The organism is Streptosporangium sp. OZ121, assembly GCF_051918885.1.
Taxonomy (GTDB): domain Bacteria; phylum Actinomycetota; class Actinomycetes; order Streptosporangiales; family Streptosporangiaceae; genus Streptosporangium.
Genome location: NZ_JBPXMC010000001.1, coordinates 1,017,190 through 1,035,614, shown reverse-complemented (window position 1 = coordinate 1,035,614; position 18,425 = coordinate 1,017,190). Strand labels below are relative to the sequence as shown.

The window sequence follows — 18,425 nt, the reverse complement described above, 5'->3', positions numbered from 1 at the left end:
GAATGTCCCTGATCTTGAGCCGTGCGACATATGGTGGCACGACCACAAGTCTCTTCATTGAGCCCCCCGGCGTGATGGTTCCGTTATAAGAAGTATCTACAGATCGCCGCATAAGACTGCCGTAAAGGCCAGGTCAGTAGGGGAGCGGGCGCCCCGAGGGGGAGCGCAGGTCCAGGCCCGAGGCGCGGTCGGGACGGCGTGTACGCCGCCGCCGGATGATCTGGGTGCGTCGCCGCATGATCTTCCCCTTTTCCGGGCTCGCCGTGCTCCGCGTCCTATGACACCGGTTCGCCGGACGCTCGCGCGCCTGGCCCGCACGGTCGCCCGTGCGAGCCAAACCTAGTCCGCCGGGCCCCTCTCGATCAACCGTTTTGGCTACGCAGGGTTCCCGCGACCATGCGGGTGGTGACGGCGATCCGGTTCCACGCGTTGATCGTCGAGATCGTCACGACCAGTGCGGCCAGCACCTCCGGCTCGTAGTGCCTGGCGGCCTCGTCCCACACCTCGTCCGGCACCGTCTCGCCGCGGTCGCTGAGCCGGGTGGCCTCCTCGGCCAGGGCGAGGGCCGCCCGCTCGGCGTCGCTGAAGAAGGGCGTCTCCCGCCAGGCCGCCACCGCGAACAGCCGCTCGTCGCTCTCCCCGGACGCCTTCGCGTCGTGGGAGTGCATGTCGACGCAGAAGCCGCAGCCGTTGATCTGGCTGACCCGCAGCTTGACCAGTTCCTTCGTGGCGTGCGGCAGCCCGCTGCCGGTCAGGTACTTCTCCAGCCGCAGCATGGCCCGGTAGGCCTCCGGGGCGAGCTCGCTGACGTTCATCCGCTCTTTCATCGGACACTCCTCAGTTTCTCGGGGTTCCTCACGATGTCGATCTCGGTGATCCGGCCCTCGGAAACGGTCAGCCCGTAGACGGCGAGCTCGCCGTTCCGCGCCCACAGCAGCCCGGCCCGGCCGTTGACCGTGGTCACCGTCAGCCTCCCGGTACCGCCGAACTTCCCGGCGATGCCGCGCATGAAGCGGCCCACCCGGTCGGCGCCGCGGACCGGCCTGCGGGCCGCGCCGACCACTCCGCCGCCGTCGCTGCGTATCACCACGTCCGGATCGAGCAGCGCCATCAGCGCGTCGATGTCGCCGTCCCCGCCCCGGATGATCCGCGCGAACGCCTCGACCACCCTGCGGTGCTCGGCCTCGTCGACCTCGAAGCGGGGTGCCCGCGCCGCGACGTGCCCGCGGGCGCGGGCCGCGAGCTGCCGGCACGCGGCGGCGGAGCGCCCGACCGCGCGCGCCACCTCCCCGAACGGCAGCCCGAACACGTCGTGCAGGACGAAGGAGGTGCGCTCGGCGGGGCTGAGCGACTCCAGCACCACCAGCATCGCCAGGCTCATCGACTCGTCCAGGGTCACCCGGTCGGCGGGGTCGCCCCCGCCCACCACGGGCTCCGGCAGCCACGGCCCGACGTATTCCTCGCGCCGTACGCGCGCCGAACGCAGTACGTCCAGCGCGAGTCTCGATACTGTGACCACCAGCCAGCCCGTGACGTCCCCGATCTCCGAACGCTCCGCCCTGCCCAGCCGCAACCAGGCGTCCTGGACCACGTCCTCGGCCTCGTCGAGGCTGCCGAGCAGGGCGTAGGCCACTCCGACCAGGCGTGGCCGGATGGCCTCGAACTCCGCCGCGAGGGCTTCGTCACCGTTCACGTAAGGAGGACGAGACATGTTCCAAGTCTGTGACATCGCCCGAACCCCACCGTCCTCCGGGGCGTCCTATCCACCGGTGAACGGAGTGTGAGTTGAGCACGACACTTATCGACGGTGATCCGCAGAGGCTGGGCGGCTACTGGCTGGCCGGGCGGCTGGGCGCGGGCGGCCAGGGCGTGGTCTACGAGGCGTACGACGCCGACGGCACGCGCGTGGCGGTGAAGGTCCTGCACGGTGACGCCGGGACCGACCCCGAGTTGCGCGACAGGTTCGGCCGCGAGGCCGCCGCAGCCCGCCGGGTGGCCTCGTTCTGCACGGCGGGCGTGCTGGACGCCGATCTCGACGGGCCCAGGCCCTACATCGTCAGCGAGTACGTGGAGGGCCCCAGCCTGCGCCGGGCCGTCGCGGAGGGGCGCCGCTTCACCGGAGGTGACCTGCACCGTCTCGCGACCGCGATCGCCACCGCGCTGACCGCCGTCCACGAGGCCGGGGTGATCCACCGCGACCTCAAACCCGACAACGTCCTGCTGGGCCCGGACGGCCCACGGGTGATCGACTTCGGTGTCGCCCGTACGGAGGACATGTCACTGACCGCGACGGGCATGGTCGCGGGCACCCCGACCTACATGGCCCCCGAGATCTTCATGGGCGGGCGCGCGACCGCGGCCGTCGACGTCTTCGCCTGGGGCGGGATCATGGTCTTCGCCGCGACGGGCGCCGACCCGTTCCGTGCCGAGAGCCTGGGCGGGATCATGCACCGCGTGCTGTCGGTGCAACCCCAGCTGGACATGCTCCCCGAGCACCTGCGGCCGTTCGTCGCCGCCTCGCTCGCCAAGGACCCCGAGTCCAGGCCCACCGCCAGGGACCTGCTGCTCGCCCTGGTCAGCGGCGACGGGGCCCTCAACACCTCCGACACCCCGAGACTGCTCGCGGCCGGCAGCGACGCCGGGGCCCAGGTCCGGGTGGTCTCGGCCGACCCCGCGCTCGGCACCCTCGCCGAGGACGCCTACCTCGCGCTCGGCCCCGCCGAGCGGGAGCTGGCCCCGGAGGTCTTCCTGCGGCTGGTCACCGTGACCGACGACGACCAGCTGGTCGTCCGCCGGGCGCAGTGGGCCGAGCTCCTCGACGGGCGCCGGGAGGGCGAGGCCGCCGCGGTGCGGCGCCTGGTGGAGGTCTTCGCGTACCTGCTCACCCACGACGACCGGGAGGTGTGGCTGTCGCGGCCCGCGCTGCCGCAGGCCTGGCCCAGGCTGCGCGCGTGGGTCCAGGCCAACCGGGACGGCCTGGCCGTGCACCGGGGCATCCTCACCGCCGCGCGGCGCTGGCAGCTCCAGGGGCGCAGGGACGGGGACCTGTTCCAGGGCGGCAGCCTGGAGAACGCCATGCGCTGGGCGGCCACCGGGCGCCGCAACATCACGCTCAGCCCGGTCGAGCGCGACTTCCTGGAGGCGGGCGCCGCCCTCGCCCGGCGCAGGGTCCGCAGGGGCAGGGTGCTCTCCGGCGCGCTGGCCGTGCTGCTGGTCGTCGCGCTGGCCGCGGGGGCGTTCGCCGTGCAGCAGAGCAGGGTGGCCGACGCGCGCAGCGCCGTCATCGCCTCCCAGCGCGACCAGGCGACGGCCGCCAGGCTCGCCGCGACGGCCGACACGTTGCGGATCGCCGAGCCGGTCAGGGCCATGCTGCTCAGCGTGGCCGCCTGGCGGCTGGCGCCGGTGGTCGAGGCGAGGGCGAGCCTGGCCGGTTCGCTGGCCCAGCGGGAGACGGCCGCCTTCCACGACCCGGCCACCGGGATACAGACCCTCAGGGCGCTGAGCGCCGACGGGCGCACCCTCGTCAGCGCGAGCGACGGCGAGGCGCGCGTCTGGGACGTGCGGACCGGCAGGCGCGTCGGCGGCTTCACCGGGATCGGCGGCGAGCTGCGCGGGATCGCGCTGAGCCCGCGAGGCGGCAGGCTCGCCGTGATCAGCGGTCAGAGGCTGAGGATCTGGGACGTGCGGACCGGCAGGCCGACCGGCGCCGTCATGGAGGTCCAGGGCCGGAACGCGGGCGGCGACACCACCGCGTCCTTCGGGCGGTCGGAGGACTGGCTCATGGTCGGGCAGGGAGAGGGGTTCATCGCCTGGAACGTCGTGACCGGCCAGAAGCGCTCCCCGGTCGGAGGAGCCGTCGGCGGCGACATCTCGGCGGACGGGCGCGGGTTCGCGACCGGGACCATCGACGGTGAGGCGCAGGCCTTCACCCTGGAAGACCTGCGCAGGATCCCGCTGGGGGGCCGCTGCGGCCTCTGTGTGCCGAGGGCGGCCTACAGTCCCGACGGCGCGACCATCGCCGTCGGCAAGGGGAAGACCATCGAGCTGCGCGACGCGTCCACCGGGGCGAAGCTGGACACCTTCTTCGAGGAGGGCATGACCGAGGACCTCGTCTTCAGCCCCGACGGGCGCTTCCTGGCCTCGGCGGTCGACACGGCCCTGCGGCTCTGGCGGGTCGAGGACGGCAGGCTGCTGCTCACCCAGCGGATCGACGCGTACGAGCCCGTCGTGGCCTTCGACCCGGACGGGCGCACCCTGCGCTACCTCACGGAGAACGCGGTGACGAGCCTCGACGTCTCCGCGCTGACCAGGCCCGTCACGCTGAAGGGCCCGGGTACCCGCTGGGCGGCCCTCAGCCCCGGCGGGCGGCTCCTCGCCTCCAGGGCGGACGGGGCGAGCGAGATCGTGATCCGCGACGCCGGGCGGCGCGTCCGCCTGGGCTCGCTGGAGATCGGGACTGAGGGCGCCGACAACTACTTCCGGATGGCCTTCAGCGCCGACGGCGGGCGGCTGGTGGTCAACGAGGGCTCGGAAAGCCCCCGGCTGACCGTCTGGGACACCGCCACCTTCAAGCGGATCGCCACCGTCACCCTCGCCCGCGGCGGCCAGGTGCCCGCCGTGGCGATCAGCCCCGACGGCACCGCCGTGGCCTCGTACACCCTCTACTACGACTCCGACGTGAAGCCCGAGGGAGAGATCCACGTCTGGGACGTGCCCAGCGGGCGGCTCCGCTGGTCGCGCCCCCAGGAGATGACCGACGGGCTGGTGTTCACCCCGGACGGCGGGGCGCTCGCTGTCGCGGGCGGTGAGCACCGGCTGCTGGACGCCGGCACCGGCGAGCCGTTCGGCGAGACCTACGGCTCGTCCGGCGTCGGCATCCCGGCGATCGCGCTCGCCTTCGGCGAGGACGGTGCCCGCTTCGCCGTCGCCGACCGGGAAGGGCGGATCTCGGTGTTCGAGACCCGGGGCAGGAAGCGGGTGGGCAGCATGATCCGGGGCGAGGAGGGAACGGGGACCCGCCTGGCGTACTCGCCCCGCGGCGACGTCATCGCCGCGGCGATGACCGAGCGGTCGGTGGGGATATGGGACACCGAGACCGGGCGCCGCCTCGGCCAGCCGATCGTCGCCCAGCCCGGCGATCTCCAGACGCTGGCGTTCAGCCCCGACGGCGCCCGGCTGATCGCGGTGGACGCGGCGGGAACCCTGAGCGAGTATCCGGTCGAGCCGGGGGCGGTGGCGCGGGCGGTCTGCGAGCGCGCGGGCCGCACCCTGTCGCGCGAGGAGTGGCGCACCTACCTGGGGGACCTGCCCTATCGCGACGTCTGCCCTGCTTGAGTGACTCGTTCCGGCGGTGACGCCACAGTGGTCTCCCGGCGGGAGCGGCACCTCCGGCCCCACCGCGACCTGGTTGGCGCCGCCCGAGCCCGTCGACATCACCCACCGGGCCATCCCTTCAAACTCATTTCAATGCGGATTTTGGACTTATTTGGGCGAGACCCCGCCCTGTGCCACCTCGGCACGGGGAATCCATTACCGGAGGGATTTCGGCCGAGCCGTCACAAGGTCGCGGGGCTGTCCTGTCTTGGCCGGTGACCGGGTGGCGAGGGGCGCCTTCGGGGGACAGGAAGGGTTGTCATGAGGATCGTGGTGATCGGCGGTACCGGCCTGATCGGGTCGAAGCTCGTGGCGAGGCTCGGAGAGCAGGGCCACGAGGCGGTGGCGGCGTCGCCGAACACCGGCGTCAACACCCTCACCGGCGAAGGTCTCGCCGACGTCCTGGCCGGCGCGGACGTGGTGATCGACGTGTCGAACTCCCCGTCCTTCGAGGCCGCCGAGGTCCTGGAGTTCTTCGAGACCTCCACCCGGAACCTGCTCGCCGCGGAGAAGGCGGCGGGCGTCGGCCACCACGTCGCGCTGTCGGTGGTGGGAACCGCGCGCCTGCCCCAGAGCGGCTACTTCCGGGCGAAGGTCGCCCAGGAGAAGCTGATCGAGGACTCCTCGATCCCGTACTCCATCGTGCACGCCACCCAGTTCTTCGAGTTCACCCGCGGCATCGCCGACGCGGCCACCGAGGGCGGTACGGTCCGGATGGCACCGGTGTCCTACCAGCCCCTCGCGGGCGACGACGTCGCCCGGGTGGTCGGCGAGGTCGCGGTGGGTCCGCCGGTGAACGGGAGGGTCGAGGTCGCCGGGCCAGAGAGGTTCCGGATGGACGGGTTCTTCCTGGACGCCCTGGCCGCCTGGGACGATCCGCGCGAGGTGGTCGCGGATCCGCACGCGCGCTACTTCGGAGCCGAACTGGCCGAGGGGTCCCTGGTACCGGAGGGCGACGACGCGATCCTCGGCGAGATCCGGTACGGGGACTGGCCGGGCCGGGCCACCGCCGCCACCGGAAAATAACGCCTCCCCACCGGGCGCGGGCCCCCGGCCGGGCGTACCTGAGGGAAGGCGCGCGGGCCGGCCGGGGCCGGGCGAAGGGACCGGGAACACCGGGCGCTCCTGCGTTCGTCCTCGTCGAGGGAAACATTTCTTCCGCGGGTCGCATCAAACACCGCATGAGAGTGGCGCGGGAGTTGATCGTGGGCGATCCCTGGCGGCTGGGCGGCTACCGTCTCGCCGGGCGGCTGGGGACGGGCGCCCCGGGCGTGGTCTACGAGGGGTACGGCCAGGGCGGGGAGCGGGTCGCGGTGACGGTCCTGCACGGCCGCCCGGGAGGTGAGGCGCCCGCCGCCGAGGCCGCCGCCGCCCGCCGCGTCGCCTCTTCCTGCACGGCGAGCGTGCTGGACGCCGACCTCGACGGGCCCAGGCCGTACATCGTCAGCCGGTACGTGGAGGGCCCCAGCCTGCGCCGGGCCGGGCGGGTCTTCGGCGGCGACGACCTGCACGGCCTCGCGGCCGCGGTCGCCACCGCGCTGACCGCCCTCCACGACGCCGGGGTGGTCCACCGCGACCTCACGCCCGACAACGTGATCCTCGGCGGGGACGGTCCCAGGGTCATCGGATTCGGGATGACCCCCGGGCGGGTGACGTCGCTGACCGCCACCGGGCTCAGGGCGCGGGTGCCGTCGTACACGGCGCCCGAGGTGTTCACCGGCGGCGCGGCGGGCACGCCCGCCGACGTGTTCGCCTGGGGCGGGATCGTGCTGTACGCCGCGACCGGCGAGGACCCGTTCGCGGCGGGCAGCCTGGGCGCGGTGATGCACCGGATCCTCTCGCTCGACCCCGACCTGGGCCCGCTGCCCCGGCTCCTGCGGCCGCTGGCCGCCGCCGCGCTCGCCAAGGACCCCCGCGCCAGGCCGGCCGCCCGCGACCTGCTGATCGCCCTGCTCCCCGGGTGCGCCCCGGATCCCGGGACGGCCGCGCCGCCGCGGGCGGGAACCGATCCTGGGACGGCCGCGCCGCGGGCGGGGACCGATCTCGGGACGGCCGCGCTGCTGCGGGCGGGGGCCGAGATGGCGGCCGGGATCCGCACGGCCTGCGACGACCCCGGGCTGGGGGCGCTGGCCGAGTCCGCGTACGCCGCGCTCGGCCCGGCGGACCGGGAGCGCGCGCCCGCGGTGTTCCTGAGACTCGTCGCCATCGCCCCCGACGGGCAGCCGGTCGCCCGCGAGGCCAGGGTGCCCGCCGGATCCGAGCGCGTCCTGCGCGGCTTCGCGGGGCTGGTCGCGCACCGGGGGAAGGAAGCGCGTCTGGTCCACCAGGCGCTTCCGTACGCCTGGCCGAGGCTGGGGGCGTGGATCGAGGCCGACCGCGCCCGCCTCGTGGCGCGCGAGAGGTTCGCCCGGCTGCTTCCCCCGCTGCCGGTCGCGTTGGTGGTGCTGGCGCTGCTGGCGCTGCTGGCCGCCGGGGTGATCGTGGCGGGACGGATTGTCTGACCTGCGGATACCTGGGTACGACTTTCCCCGGAGATGCCGATGGTTTTCGGGGGGAAACATGGCGAGCTGTGAAACGTGCGGTAACGACTACGACATGAGCTTCGAGGTGCACGCCCAGGGCAAGGTGCACGTCTTCGACAGCTTCGAGTGCGCGATCCAGCGGATGGCGCCCGTCTGCGAGCACTGCGGGGTCCGGATCGTCGGGCACGGTGTCGCGGCGGGGCGGCGCTGGTTCTGCTGCGCCCACTGCGCGAGGAAGGAGGGGGCGACCGCGATCGTGGACCGGGTCGCCGCGGAGGTGTGAGATACCGGAGTCGCGTCGCGGCCCGGGCCGCGACGCGGTGACGGCGCTCGGCGCCGTCCGGACACCGGCGACGTCGAGCTCACCCGGCGGTGTGAGGCGGTGTTAACGAGACTGGCACGATCTGGTATTCCGTGAGTCTGGTTGAGACCGCCTCCTGCCTTCACACTGGGGCCTATGTGGGATTTTGATGTCCTCGTTCTTGGTTCCGGGCCGGGCGGGCAGAAGGCCGCGATCGCCGCGGCGAAACTCGAACGACGTGTCGCGCTCGTCGAGCGGCGCAACATGCTCGGCGGGGTGTGCATCAACACCGGCACCATCCCCTCCAAGACGCTGCGCGAGGCCGTCCTGCACCTGACGGGCCTCAACCAGCGCGGCATGTACGGCCAGAGCTACCGGGTGAAGGACGAGATCACCGCGGCGGACCTGGGGATCCGTACCCAGCACGTGATCGGCCGGGAGATCGACGTGATCCGCAGCCAGCTGTCGCGCAACCACGTGGCGACGCTCAACGGGCACGGCCACTTCGTGGACCCGCACACGATCGGCGTCGTCGACGAGCACGGCCACGAGACCAAGGTCACCGCCGACAAGATCGTCGTCGCCACCGGCACCCGGCCGGCCCGCCCCGACACCGTGGAGTTCGACGGCCACACGATCATCGACTCGGACGGCATCCTGCAGCTGCAGGACATCCCCGACTCGATGGTGGTCGTGGGGGCCGGGGTGATCGGCATCGAGTACGCCTCCATGTTCGCCGCGCTGGGCACCAAGGTGACCGTGGTCGAGCGCCGCGACCGGATGCTCGACTTCTGCGACCTGGAGATCGTCGAGGCGCTCAAGTACCACCTGCGCGACCTGGCGGTGACCTTCCGCTTCGGCGAGACCGTCGCAGCCGTGGAGCGCCGCCCCCGGGGCGCGCTGACCGTGCTGGAGAGCGGCAAGCGGATCCCCGCGGAGACGGTGATGTACTCGGCCGGACGCCACGGCATGACCGACGATCTCGCCCTGGAGGCCGCTGAGCTGTCCGCCGACGCCCGGGGCCGCATCCAGGTCGACGAGCACTACCGCACCGCCGTGCCGCACATCTACGCCGTCGGCGACGTCATCGGTTTCCCCTCCCTGGCCGCCACCTCCATGGAGCAGGGCCGCATCGCCGCCCACCACGCCTGCGGCGAACCGCTGCGCGGCATCCACCACCTGCAGCCGATCGGCATCTACACGATCCCCGAGATCAGCTTCATCGGTCCCACCGAGGACGAGCTGACCGCCTCCCACGTCCCCTTCGAGGTCGGCATCTCCCGCTACCGCGAGCTGGCCCGGGGTCAGATCATCGGCGACACCTACGGCATGTTGAAACTCCTGGTCTCCCCGGACACCCGCGCCCTGCTCGGCGTGCACGTCTTCGGCACCGGCGCCACCGAACTCCTGCACATCGGCCAGGCCGTCATGGGCTGCGGCGGCACCATCGACTATCTGGTCGACGCCGTCTTCAACTACCCCACCCTGGCCGAGTCCTACAAGGTCGCCGCCCTGGACGCCATGAACAAGCTCCGCCGGGTGGCCCGCTTCGAGCTCTGACCCCCGCCCCCCGAAGGCCGGTCCGCCCCGCCGGCCCCGTCGGAGGCCCTGTCCCCATCGGAGACGCTGTCCTCGGCGAAGGCCCTACTCTCGGCGTTCCCGGCGAGAACCCTGTCAGATGCCCTGCCCGGACCGGGGCGTTCACGGTCGCGGGCGCAGGAGGTAGTCTCCGGCGAGCCTGACGGCCTCGCGTTTGGTGTGCCCGGGGTGGTCCACGACGATGAAGTGGCGGCCGATCGCGAGCGCGAACGCCAGGGTGCTGCGGGCCTCGATCTCGTCGGGATCGGTGACGAACGTGCCGAACATCCTCCGCAGGAAGTCCATGCGCTCGTTGTCGACACGCCGCAGGCGCGTCGCGACGGACTGGTCGTGGCGGGCCCAGGCCCGGACCGCGAGGTCGATCCGGTGGAAGTCCTCGGAGAAGGTCAGCTCGCCGGCACGCCTGATCCTCTCGGCGGCGTCGCCACCGGCGGCGTCGACCTGGGCGAGGACCTCCTTGGTGCAGCGGCGCTCCCACTCGTCGAGCATCTCCGCGAGCAGCGCGGGACGGCCGTCGAAGTATCCGTAGAACCCGCCCTTCGTCACGCCGAGCCGGGTGGCGAGCGTCTCGACGCGGACCGCGTCGGGCCCTCCCTGGGCGAGGGCTTCGAGGCCCGCCTCTATCCAGCGGGTTCGTGGTGTACGGGCCACGGCGGGAATCCGGCTCCATCCATTGATCGCGTTGAAGTTGTACGGTACCGTACAAACGAAATATACGGCACCGTATAAGCGAAGGGCCGAACCGTGCCGCGACTCGCAGAGACCACCCATACCGAGCGCCCATGGCGCGTCCACGAACTCACGAGTGACTTCACGGTCGAGGACGTGTGGTCGTTCCGCACCCCCGGAGCCGGGCCCGACGACTTCCCGGTGATGCTCGCGGCGTTGCGCGCCGCACTCGAATCCACGAAGCAGCCCTGGCCGGTGAGGTTCCTGTTCGCCGTCCGGTGGAAACTCGGCGCGCTCCTCGGCTGGGACAGACCGTCGGCGGGCGTCGGCGCGCGGGTCGTCTCGCTCCGCGACCGCCTGCCGAGCGACCTCCGCGACGCTCCGCGCGGCCTGGACGACGTGAGAATGCCCCTCAAGGCGGTCTACGAGCTCGACACGGAGGCCGCGCGCGAGCTGGCGAACAAGACCGTGCACGGCGTGATGCATCTCGGCTGGGTTCAGGGAGCGAACGGCGACCACGAGCTGCGGATGGCCGTCCTCGTCAAGCCCAACGGATGGTTCGGGCGGCTCTACATGGCCGCCATCGCGCCTTTCCGGTATCTCATCGTCTATCCGGCTCTCACCCGGCAGTGGGAACGCGCCTGGCGCGACCGCGATCGTGCCCGCGCGGGGGCGGGGCACGAGGAAGGACGGTCACGATGAGGTCCGGAAGGCGGCTGCTCCGATGGGCGAGCGGGATCATGCTCGTGCTGGGAGCGGGGCATCTGTCCCTGCTGGCGCTCTTCGCCCGGGAGGACGTCACCGGCTGGGCAGGTCGGGGGATGTGGGCGGCCGTCCCGCTCGTGCTCACGGACGGGGGCGCCGGCAAGACGGTGGAGTCCCTCCGGAACGAGGTCACCTTCTGGGCCGGTCCGGGAAGCTTCGCCGTGCCCCTGGTTCTCCTGGGGTGTCTGACATGGCATCTGGCCGGACGCGGGGTGGCCGTGCCGGCCGGGATCGGCTGGGGCCTCGCGGCGTGGTGCGCGCTGGGCGGCGTCCTTCTCGTGCCGTCCCCGTTCTTCGCCGGGACCGTCGCCGGGGCGCTCATCGTCCTGGCGGCGCGGAGGGAGGACCGCCCTGTCACCCCGGCGACAGGGCGGGAACCCTCTCCCCGGTCGGCGTAGAGATCGTCTCCCACCGGACCGAGGAGGACGCCGCGAACGGTTCACGGTCCGGCCGACTCGCCGCCCATGGTAGGAGGCCGGTGATCAAGTGGCCGGGACGATGCTCGCATGCGCCGGACCTGAACTGATCTTTGTGGTGGAATATACCGAATGGAGAGAGCAAGGCAGCTGGTGGGCGAGATGCTGATCTACTGCTTCGTGATCGTCCTGCTCACCGGCGGCTTCCTGGCGTTCTTCTACACGCCCAGTGGCGAGACCGTGTACTACGACGGCAGCTACACGCCGCTGCACGGTGTTCCGATGAGTGCCGCCTACAGGTCGGCGTTCGATATCAGCTTCGAGGTGCGCGGCGGCCTGCTCGTGCGGCAGGCGCACCACTCCTCCTCGATCCTGCTCGTCCTGGGAGCCGTCGTCTGGACCCTGCTCGGCGGGTTCCGGTACGTGTTCGCGCTGCTGGGCCTGGGACTGGGCATGCTCGGCGCGCTCTCCGGCTACGGAGCCGTCGACGACCTGCTGTCCGGGACCTTCCTGGGAAGGCTGTCCACCCCCTGGTGGTACGGACTGCACCTGCTGACGGCGCTGGGCCTGGGCGCCGTACTGGTGATCTCCTCGCGGCGAGAGGCCGCCCGGCACCCCAGAACGCCGCAATTCGTGGCGCTGGGCTTCGGCCTCACCGTTCTGGTGATCTTCTTTCTCTAGCGTGACCGTGACGGGGATGGACGGTCGCGTCCGCAGGTGTGGTGTAGGAATATCCGGATCCGGTACGGGGTGTCGCGCCTGGAACCGGTCGGCGGAAAAGCGGGGTGGGCACATGCGGGGTCGGCGCTCCTTGATTCTCCTGCTGGTCATGGCGCTGGCGGCACTCCCGTCGGTCGGTGCCGCCGCGTCGCGGAGCCTGGGCTGTCCCTCGCATCCGACCGAGGTCGCCGCGCAGGAGGTGACCGAGGTCACCTCGCAGGAGGTCATCGACTTCTGGAAGCGGCATACCGCTTCGCAGCGGCCCGAACCGGCTCCGGCTCCCGTTTCGGACGAGGGCCGCTACTCGGACAGCAAGGCGGGGATGATTCCACCCATCGGCATCGAAATCGTGTCTTCATTGAATTGCCCCGCGCGGCCCTGAGGTCGGAACATTCTCACGGCGTTCCGCTGCGACCACGCCGGGCCACGCGAGTGCGCCGAAAGCCATGGAACGTGGTCGGCTCTCACCCCCCGTCTACTGAAGCCGCCTGCCCCATCGCGTGAGTCAGATCGTCGGCGAGCGTGTTCATGCCGTGGGCGCGGGCGTCGGACACCATCATCCGCAGGTCGCTCGCCACGCGCCGGGACCGGACACCGGTGGCGTCCCGTACGGCTTGGCGCGCTTCGCGTTCACCGGCTTCGCGGTCTCCTGCGCGCATGTGCAGGACGGCCAGCCGGGTACGGCAGCGCAGCCCGGTCCGGGTACGGCCGGAATTCAGTCGGTTCAGGGCCGAGGACAGGCGTTCACGCGCCCGGGTGTCCTCGTCCAGGGCGGTCGGGGCCCGCTCGGCCGCGGGGCTCGCGACGTTCGGGCGGGTGGACAACATCGTGGCGACCCTGCCCGGGAGGGACCCGACGGGCACGGTCATGGTCGCCGCCCACTACGACTCCGCGGCCATGGGACCCGGCGCGTCGGACGACGGCGCGGCCGTGGCCGCGATGCTGGAGACCGTGCGCGCGTTGCGCGCCCAAGAGGACCAGGAAGGCCGGGGCGGCGGGGGGAATCTCCGCAACGACCTGGTGTTCCTGATGACCGACGGGGAGGAGGACGGGGTCCTGGGGGCCGAGGCCTTCGTCAGGGAACACCCGCTGGCGATCGCGGCAGCCTGCAGCACCACGGCTCGAACATGCTGGCGCTCACCCGCGCCCTGGGCGACGCCGCCCTGCCCACCCTGGTCTCCGGCGGAGACGTCACCTACTTCCGGGTCCTGGGAACCATGGTCACGTACCCCGGCCACCTGGTCCCGCCCCTGGCGGCGCTCGCCGTGCTGTCCCTGGCGGGACTGACCCTCCTCGCGCGGCGGCGGGGGCTGCTCTCCATTCCACGGGTGCTCGCTGGCGCGGCGTCCGCGGTGCTCCCGCCGGGCCTGTCGGTGGTCCTCGCGCAGGGGATGTGGGAGCTGCTGGTGGCCTGGCGGCCCGCCTACGACACGATGGGCGGGCTGCTGCACCGGCCGCTGGCCTACCAGGCCGCCGTCGCCGCCATGGCGGGACTGGCCCTGCTGAGCTGGTACCTCCCCCTGCGCCGCCGGATCGGGCCCGCGGCCCTCGCGGTCGGGGCGCTGGCGTGGCCGGCCGCGCTGGGCGCCCTCTGCGCGTGGGCGGCCCCGGGAGCGTCCTTCGTGTTCACTTTCCCGGCGCTGTGCTGCGCGCTCGGCGGGATCGCCGCGCTGCTGCTCCCGCGGTTCCCGGTGTGGCGGGTCGCCGCAGTGACCTTCGGGGCGGTCGCGTCCGCGCTGCTGCTCCCGGCTCTGGCCGTGAACGCGCTGGACGGGATGGGACTCGCGCTCAGCGGCGCGGGAGCCCTGGTGTTCGCCGTCTTCGGCCTCACGCTGCTGCCGCTGGCGGAACTCCCGCTCCCCGCTCCCCGCCGGGGCCTGAGCCGCCGCGCGGCCGTCGCGGCGCCCTCGGCCGCGGTCGCGCTCACGGTGTCGCTGGTCGGCCTCGGGCTCGCGGTGGACAGGTTCGACGAGAGGCATCCTCGGCGTACGCATCTGGCGTACGTGCTGGACGCCGACACCCGGGTGGCCCACTGGGTCAGCGCCGACGCCGAGCCGGCCGGGTGGACCCGGAGGTACGTGTCCGGCCGGGACACGGGGTCGCTTCCGGCGGGCTACGCGCGTGGCGGACTGTGGACCGGCCCGGCCCCGGCGATCAGGGCCGGAGGGCCCCGGGTGTCGGTGCTCGCACGAAGCGGGGACGGCGGGGACGGCGGGGATGCCGTGACGCTGCGGGTGACCGCGGGACGCGCCGCGCGCGGGGTGACGCTGCGGGTGGACCGTCCGATCACCGGGGCGACGGCGGCCGTCGACGGGCACGGGCCGGTGACCGTCGCCGTCACCGGGACCCGCACGGGCACCTGGCCCGGTGAGGTCCGGTTCCGCGACCTGCCGCCCGGCGGAGCCGAGATCACCCTGCGCGTCCCGCGCGCGGACCGGCTGCGGGTCACCGCGATCGCCGAGACGTACGGGCTCTCCACGGTGCCCGGTTACCTGCCGAGACCGCCGGGCCTGGTGGCCTCGACCCGGGAGGACGGCGACCTCGTCGCGGTCACCAGGATGTACGACCTGTGACCACGTGCCGGGTGGGATCCCCCGGCACGCGGTCAGCCGGGGGCGCCGAAGGCGTACTCCAGGGGTGGCAGCACCGCGCGGGCGTCCGCGCCGCCGACCCAGAGGCCGATCATGAACGCCGCGGTCGCCTCCAGCAGGCCCGCGCGTTCCAGGCCGCCGCCGTCGACCGGCACGCATCCGAGATCGGTGACGAGGGAGCGCACGGCGGCCAGCGCGGTTGGGTCGTCGCCGCAGAGGGGCACCGCCAGCGGGACGCCGTCGAAGGCGGGCGGCGTCATCCGCCAGACGTCCTCGTGGCACAGGTTGAACGCCTTGACGACGTGAGCTCCGGTCGTCTCCGCGACGCGCCGCGCCATCGAGGGGCCGCCCTCGGTGGCCAGGGTGAACCGTTCCTGCACGACCGGGTTGACGCAGTCGGCGAGCACCCGCCCGTCCAGCGTCCCCCGAGCGGCTCCGGCGGCCTCCAGGACCTCGGTCACGGCGTGGTCGCGTACGGCCAGCAGCGTCACCTCTCCGAAGACCGCCGCCTCCTCCCAGGTGCCCGCCCGCGCGGCGGGTCCGAGCCTGTCCGCGAGGGCGGCGGCCTTCGCCGGGTCCCGGCCGCTCACCGTCAGTTCGTGGCCCGCGCGGGCCCAGTGCGTTCCGAGCGCGTCCGCCATGCGGCCCGCCCCGAGGATGCCGATGCGCATCCGTCCTCCCCTGCTCGGCTGCTGGTGTAGGACGAATGTAGAAAGTCCGTCGGGCACCGTTTGGTGCGTGACGCCTCGGAGAGACTGGAGGACCCCGGAGTGTTCCTCGCCGACTGCCGCGCCCGGCTCGCCTTCGACCTGGTCGGCAACACCTGGAACGCCGTCGTCGTCTGGGCCCTGCGCGCCGGTCCACGGCGCCCCGGCGAGCTGCGCGAGGAGATCGGCGGGATCAGCGCGAAGGTGCTCACCGAGACCCTGCGCAGGCTGGAGTACAACGGCCTCGTCTCCCGGCGGGCCTACGCGGAGGCGCCGCCCCGGGTCGAGTACGGGCTCACCGACCTGGGCCGCACGCTGGTGCCGCTGATCGGGGCCTTCGGGGAGTGGGCCTTCGACCACGGCGACGAGGTCCTCGACGCCCAGGACCGCGCCGAGGGCGTGACCGAGTGAGGTTCTCGGCGGCCCGCCGTTCGGCGGTGACACGTTCTCGGCGATCGCGTACCGGATCCCGCACGGCGAGCCCGAACTCGGCGACCTGGCCGAGCCGCTCCGGTGAGGTCCGGGAAGGCCGGGAAGGTGGCCGTTTCGACTGGCGCGCCCTGCGACACGGAAGCCGGAGGACCTCCCCTTTCCGTACCGTCTACCGCGACCGGCGGCCCGGGACCGTCACCGTCTCCTAACGGTGGTGGCTCCGGCGACGGTGACGCCGGAGGGTCAGCGGCTCTCTTCCCCGGCGTGCCCCAGGGGCGCGTGTGAGGCGACCCGGCGGCGTTCCAGGACGATCACCGCGATCACCAGCGCGGTCAGCGCGGTGAGCTGCGCGAGGGCCGACCAGAGGCCGAGCGCGACCGTCAGGAGCGCGACCACCGCGCCCGCGGCCCGCAGCCCGTTTCCCGTGATGCCGAGGACGCGCCGGAACCAGGCGTCGCCCGCGACGAACAGGGCGACCCCCGCGGCCAGGGTGAGGGCCGCGCTGAACTTCAACGGGTCCACCGGGTGGCCGATCGCCTTCTTGACGCCCGCGGCGACCGCGACGATGCCCAGCAGCATCGGGATGTGCGCGTAGAAGTAGGCGCCGAGGATCAGCCGGGTGCGCCGCACCGGCTCGGCCGCCTCCAGGGTGTGCTCGGCGCGCGTCTCGTCGTCGCCGCCGAAGTAGAGCCACCACAGGCAGGCGGCCAGCGCGAGGCCGAGTACCGCCGCCAGGCCGAGGGCGAAGCCGACGTGGAGCCCCTTGGCGCCGATGCCGATCGCCACGATCGACTCGCCGAGCGCCACGATCACCAGCAGGCCGTGGCGCTCGACGATGTGCCCGGCCCGGAGGTTGAAGCCCTTCTGCCCGATGAAGTACGGGCTGCCCCAGAGCAGGGCCACCGCGCCTGCCCAGAGCAGGTAGGTGTACGGCGCGGGGACCAGGGCGGCCAGACCGATGAGCGCGACCCCGCCGAGGTTGAACGGGAGCACCCGGGCGAAGGCCGAGGTGACCTGCAGGTACAGCCCGGCGTGCACGGCGATCAGCAGCAGGTACCCGATGGCGAACGCCAGGCCGTCGCCGTCGAACACCGAGGGGATCGACAGTGCCACGATCATGAATCCGGCCATGCCCAGCAGGATCAGCACCCTGCGGGCGGGACGTGTCGGCGGGACGGCGTTGGTCAGCCAGGCGTAACCGGCGTACATCCACCAGATGGCGCCGAAGACCAGCAGCGCGCGCAGCGCGCTCTCGGCGGGCCTGCCGTCCTGCAGGCCGTCGACCATGAGGCCGGTGAGCTGGGTGACGGTGAAGACGAAGACCAGGTCGAAGAAGAGTTCGAGGGTGGAGACGCGGAGTTCGGTCTCCGGCGGGGCGGGCTCGACCCGCTCCGCGAACCAGCCGGGAAGGCGCATCCGATCATTCTGCGGGTACGGCGCCTCCCCGTGAATCTCATTAAACGAAGAAGAAAGCCCTCTTATCCTTAAAGGGGAGATATGTCGCCTTAAATGGTCAGCTTCCGGAGGGCTCGTCCTTCTTTCCGGCCACGAGGGTGTCGCCGGTCTTGCCGGGCGCGGGCGCCGAGACCGGCGTGGGCGTGGTCGCGGGCGTCGCGGGCGTCGGGGGAGGCGCGGGAGGCACGGACGCGGCGGCACCGGAGGGGGACTTGCGGGTGCGCGTACGGGGACGGGTGGCGGCGGGGAACTCCGCGGTGTCGGTCGCGCCCTCCGAGGTGGGTCCCTCCGAAGCGGGTCCCCCGGCGGGCCGCTGCGAGGCGGGAGGAGCGGACTCGCCGGGCTTCTTCCCCCCGGTGGTCCGGGCGGAGGCGGGCGCGGGGGGAGTCTCAGGCTCGCGCAGCGCGGCGATGACGTCGTCGGCCTCGGCCTCGGCGGCGAAGTCCTCGGCGGCCTCGGCCTCGCGGCGCTTGATCACCACCATGTGGTCGACCGACAGGCGGCCCGCGCCGCCGACCGCGAGCAGGATGGAGGCGGCCCCGAGCGCCACGATCAGCTTGGCGTCGCCACCGGTGAGCGGCAGGCCCACCTCGCCGCTGGCCAGGATGAACACGGCGAGGGCCTCGGCGAACAGCAGGAGCCCGCACGCGGCCACCGCGAGACCGGCCACCAGCAGCGCGCCGCCGATGAGCTCCGTCAGCATGGTGGTGGCGGCCCACACGTAGGACCATGACCCGGAGGCGCCCAGGCTGGCGAACTGGTCGGAAGTGGCGTTCAGGCCCGCTTCGAGCTTGTGCCAGCCGTTGGCGAAGAAGATCCCGCCCACGCCCAGCCTGGCGGCCAGGGAAGCAAGATCATGGAGGGTTTGTCGCACG

Annotated in this window: 18 protein-coding genes; 11 read left to right on the top strand and 7 right to left on the bottom strand. The window is 72.6% G+C overall.

Annotation, left to right across the window (positions count from 1 at the left end; translation table 11 throughout):
- Nucleotides 1-362: 362 nt before the first annotated feature.
- Together ACTOQ1_RS04805 and sigJ are read right to left on the bottom strand one after the other, a co-directional pair.
- Nucleotides 363-827, bottom strand: a complete 465-nt coding sequence (locus ACTOQ1_RS04805) for a carboxymuconolactone decarboxylase family protein (RefSeq protein WP_440064686.1) — start codon at nucleotides 825-827, stop codon at nucleotides 363-365.
- A complete protein-coding gene (sigJ, locus tag ACTOQ1_RS04800) occupies nucleotides 824-1,711 on the bottom strand; it encodes an RNA polymerase sigma factor SigJ (protein ID WP_440064685.1) in 888 nt (295 codons plus the stop codon). Before sigJ ends, ACTOQ1_RS04805 begins: the two co-directional genes overlap by 4 nt.
- 74 nt (nucleotides 1,712-1,785) lie before the next feature.
- Here sigJ and ACTOQ1_RS04795 point away from each other — a divergent pair, with 74 nt between their 5' ends.
- The 5 genes from ACTOQ1_RS04795 to sthA all read left to right on the top strand — a co-directional run bounded on the left by ACTOQ1_RS04795 (nucleotide 1,786) and on the right by sthA (nucleotide 9,756).
- Nucleotides 1,786-5,334 (top strand): protein kinase domain-containing protein, encoded by a 3,549-nt coding sequence (locus ACTOQ1_RS04795; protein WP_440064684.1) that lies wholly within the window; start codon nucleotides 1,786-1,788, stop codon nucleotides 5,332-5,334.
- 300 nt (nucleotides 5,335-5,634) lie between these two features.
- Nucleotides 5,635-6,399 carry an SDR family oxidoreductase gene (locus ACTOQ1_RS04790; protein ID WP_440064683.1) on the top strand — a complete coding sequence of 255 codons (765 nt, stop codon included), beginning with the start codon at nucleotides 5,635-5,637 and terminating at the stop codon, nucleotides 6,397-6,399.
- A 155-nt stretch (nucleotides 6,400-6,554) separates the two neighbouring features.
- Nucleotides 6,555-7,874 carry a serine/threonine protein kinase gene (locus ACTOQ1_RS04785; RefSeq protein ID WP_440064681.1) on the top strand — a complete coding sequence of 440 codons (1,320 nt, stop codon included), beginning with the start codon at nucleotides 6,555-6,557 and terminating at the stop codon, nucleotides 7,872-7,874.
- 58 nt (nucleotides 7,875-7,932) lie between these two features.
- Nucleotides 7,933-8,178, top strand: a complete 246-nt coding sequence (locus ACTOQ1_RS04780) for a hypothetical protein (RefSeq protein WP_440064680.1) — start codon at nucleotides 7,933-7,935, stop codon at nucleotides 8,176-8,178.
- Between the two features lie 174 nt (nucleotides 8,179-8,352).
- Entirely contained in the window at nucleotides 8,353-9,756 is a 1,404-nt protein-coding gene (gene sthA / locus ACTOQ1_RS04775) for a Si-specific NAD(P)(+) transhydrogenase (protein WP_440064679.1), read from the top strand.
- Nucleotides 9,757-9,897: 141 nt separating this feature from the next.
- On the opposite strand, the gene ACTOQ1_RS04770 is transcribed toward sthA, so the two are convergent.
- Nucleotides 9,898-10,446: a TetR/AcrR family transcriptional regulator gene (locus ACTOQ1_RS04770; protein ID WP_440064677.1), complete on the bottom strand. Its 549-nt coding sequence runs from the start codon at nucleotides 10,444-10,446 to the stop codon at nucleotides 9,898-9,900.
- Between the two features lie 93 nt (nucleotides 10,447-10,539).
- Here ACTOQ1_RS04770 and ACTOQ1_RS04765 point away from each other — a divergent pair, with 93 nt between their 5' ends.
- From ACTOQ1_RS04765 to ACTOQ1_RS04750, 4 genes are all read left to right on the top strand, one after another.
- Nucleotides 10,540-11,166, top strand: coding sequence for a DUF2867 domain-containing protein (locus ACTOQ1_RS04765; protein ID WP_440064676.1), 627 nt, complete (start codon nucleotides 10,540-10,542; stop codon nucleotides 11,164-11,166).
- A complete protein-coding gene (locus tag ACTOQ1_RS04760; protein WP_440064675.1) occupies nucleotides 11,163-11,627 on the top strand; it encodes a hypothetical protein in 465 nt (154 codons plus the stop codon). Before ACTOQ1_RS04765 ends, ACTOQ1_RS04760 begins: the two co-directional genes overlap by 4 nt.
- A 150-nt stretch (nucleotides 11,628-11,777) precedes the next feature.
- Complete coding sequence (locus tag ACTOQ1_RS04755) at nucleotides 11,778-12,326, top strand: hypothetical protein (protein WP_440064674.1); 549 nt, start codon at nucleotides 11,778-11,780, stop codon at nucleotides 12,324-12,326.
- A 130-nt stretch (nucleotides 12,327-12,456) separates the two neighbouring features.
- Nucleotides 12,457-12,747 carry a hypothetical protein gene (locus tag ACTOQ1_RS04750; protein WP_440064673.1) on the top strand — a complete coding sequence of 97 codons (291 nt, stop codon included), beginning with the start codon at nucleotides 12,457-12,459 and terminating at the stop codon, nucleotides 12,745-12,747.
- Between the two features lie 82 nt (nucleotides 12,748-12,829).
- Here ACTOQ1_RS04750 and ACTOQ1_RS04745 read toward each other — a convergent pair whose 3' ends face one another.
- Nucleotides 12,830-13,192: a hypothetical protein gene (locus ACTOQ1_RS04745; RefSeq protein WP_440064671.1), complete on the bottom strand. Its 363-nt coding sequence runs from the start codon at nucleotides 13,190-13,192 to the stop codon at nucleotides 12,830-12,832.
- Here ACTOQ1_RS04745 and ACTOQ1_RS04740 point away from each other — a divergent pair.
- Nucleotides 13,182-13,652 carry a M28 family peptidase gene (locus ACTOQ1_RS04740; RefSeq protein WP_440064670.1) on the top strand — a complete coding sequence of 157 codons (471 nt, stop codon included), beginning with the start codon at nucleotides 13,182-13,184 and terminating at the stop codon, nucleotides 13,650-13,652. The genes ACTOQ1_RS04745 and ACTOQ1_RS04740 overlap by 11 nt on opposite strands.
- Nucleotides 13,653-14,970: 1,318 nt before the next feature.
- Here the strand turns inward: ACTOQ1_RS04740 and ACTOQ1_RS04735 are convergent.
- Nucleotides 14,971-15,627, bottom strand: a complete 657-nt coding sequence (locus tag ACTOQ1_RS04735; RefSeq protein ID WP_440064669.1) for an NADPH-dependent F420 reductase — start codon at nucleotides 15,625-15,627, stop codon at nucleotides 14,971-14,973.
- Between the two features lie 63 nt (nucleotides 15,628-15,690).
- On the opposite strand from ACTOQ1_RS04735, the gene ACTOQ1_RS04730 reads away from it, so the two are divergent.
- The gene (locus tag ACTOQ1_RS04730) at nucleotides 15,691-16,074 is read left to right on the top strand and encodes a winged helix-turn-helix transcriptional regulator (protein WP_440064667.1); all 384 of its coding nucleotides are present in this window, start codon (nucleotides 15,691-15,693) and stop codon (nucleotides 16,072-16,074) included.
- A 264-nt stretch (nucleotides 16,075-16,338) separates the two neighbouring features.
- Here ACTOQ1_RS04730 and ACTOQ1_RS04725 read toward each other — a convergent pair whose 3' ends face one another.
- Together ACTOQ1_RS04725 and ACTOQ1_RS04720 are read right to left on the bottom strand one after the other, a co-directional pair.
- Nucleotides 16,339-17,511: a low temperature requirement protein A gene (locus tag ACTOQ1_RS04725; protein ID WP_440064666.1), complete on the bottom strand. Its 1,173-nt coding sequence runs from the start codon at nucleotides 17,509-17,511 to the stop codon at nucleotides 16,339-16,341.
- Between the two features lie 97 nt (nucleotides 17,512-17,608).
- Complete coding sequence (locus tag ACTOQ1_RS04720) at nucleotides 17,609-18,424, bottom strand: DoxX family protein (RefSeq protein ID WP_440064664.1); 816 nt, start codon at nucleotides 18,422-18,424, stop codon at nucleotides 17,609-17,611.
- Nucleotide 18,425 lies beyond the last annotated feature (1 nt).

Coding starts and splice junctions, on each gene's coding strand:
- ACTOQ1_RS04805 (WP_440064686.1), bottom strand. CDS start 827: ATGAAAGAGCGGATGAACGTCAGCGAGCTCGCCCCGGAGGCCTACCGG.
- sigJ (WP_440064685.1), bottom strand. CDS start 1,711: ATGTCTCGTCCTCCTTACGTGAACGGTGACGAAGCCCTCGCGGCGGAG.
- ACTOQ1_RS04790 (WP_440064683.1), top strand. CDS start 5,635: ATGAGGATCGTGGTGATCGGCGGTACCGGCCTGATCGGGTCGAAGCTC.
- ACTOQ1_RS04785 (WP_440064681.1), top strand. CDS start 6,555: ATGAGAGTGGCGCGGGAGTTGATCGTGGGCGATCCCTGGCGGCTGGGC.
- ACTOQ1_RS04780 (WP_440064680.1), top strand. CDS start 7,933: ATGGCGAGCTGTGAAACGTGCGGTAACGACTACGACATGAGCTTCGAG.
- sthA (WP_440064679.1), top strand. CDS start 8,353: ATGTGGGATTTTGATGTCCTCGTTCTTGGTTCCGGGCCGGGCGGGCAG.
- ACTOQ1_RS04760 (WP_440064675.1), top strand. CDS start 11,163: ATGAGGTCCGGAAGGCGGCTGCTCCGATGGGCGAGCGGGATCATGCTC.
- ACTOQ1_RS04755 (WP_440064674.1), top strand. CDS start 11,778: ATGGAGAGAGCAAGGCAGCTGGTGGGCGAGATGCTGATCTACTGCTTC.
- ACTOQ1_RS04745 (WP_440064671.1), bottom strand. CDS start 13,192: ATGTTGTCCACCCGCCCGAACGTCGCGAGCCCCGCGGCCGAGCGGGCC.
- ACTOQ1_RS04735 (WP_440064669.1), bottom strand. CDS start 15,627: ATGCGCATCGGCATCCTCGGGGCGGGCCGCATGGCGGACGCGCTCGGA.
- ACTOQ1_RS04725 (WP_440064666.1), bottom strand. CDS start 17,511: ATGCGCCTTCCCGGCTGGTTCGCGGAGCGGGTCGAGCCCGCCCCGCCG.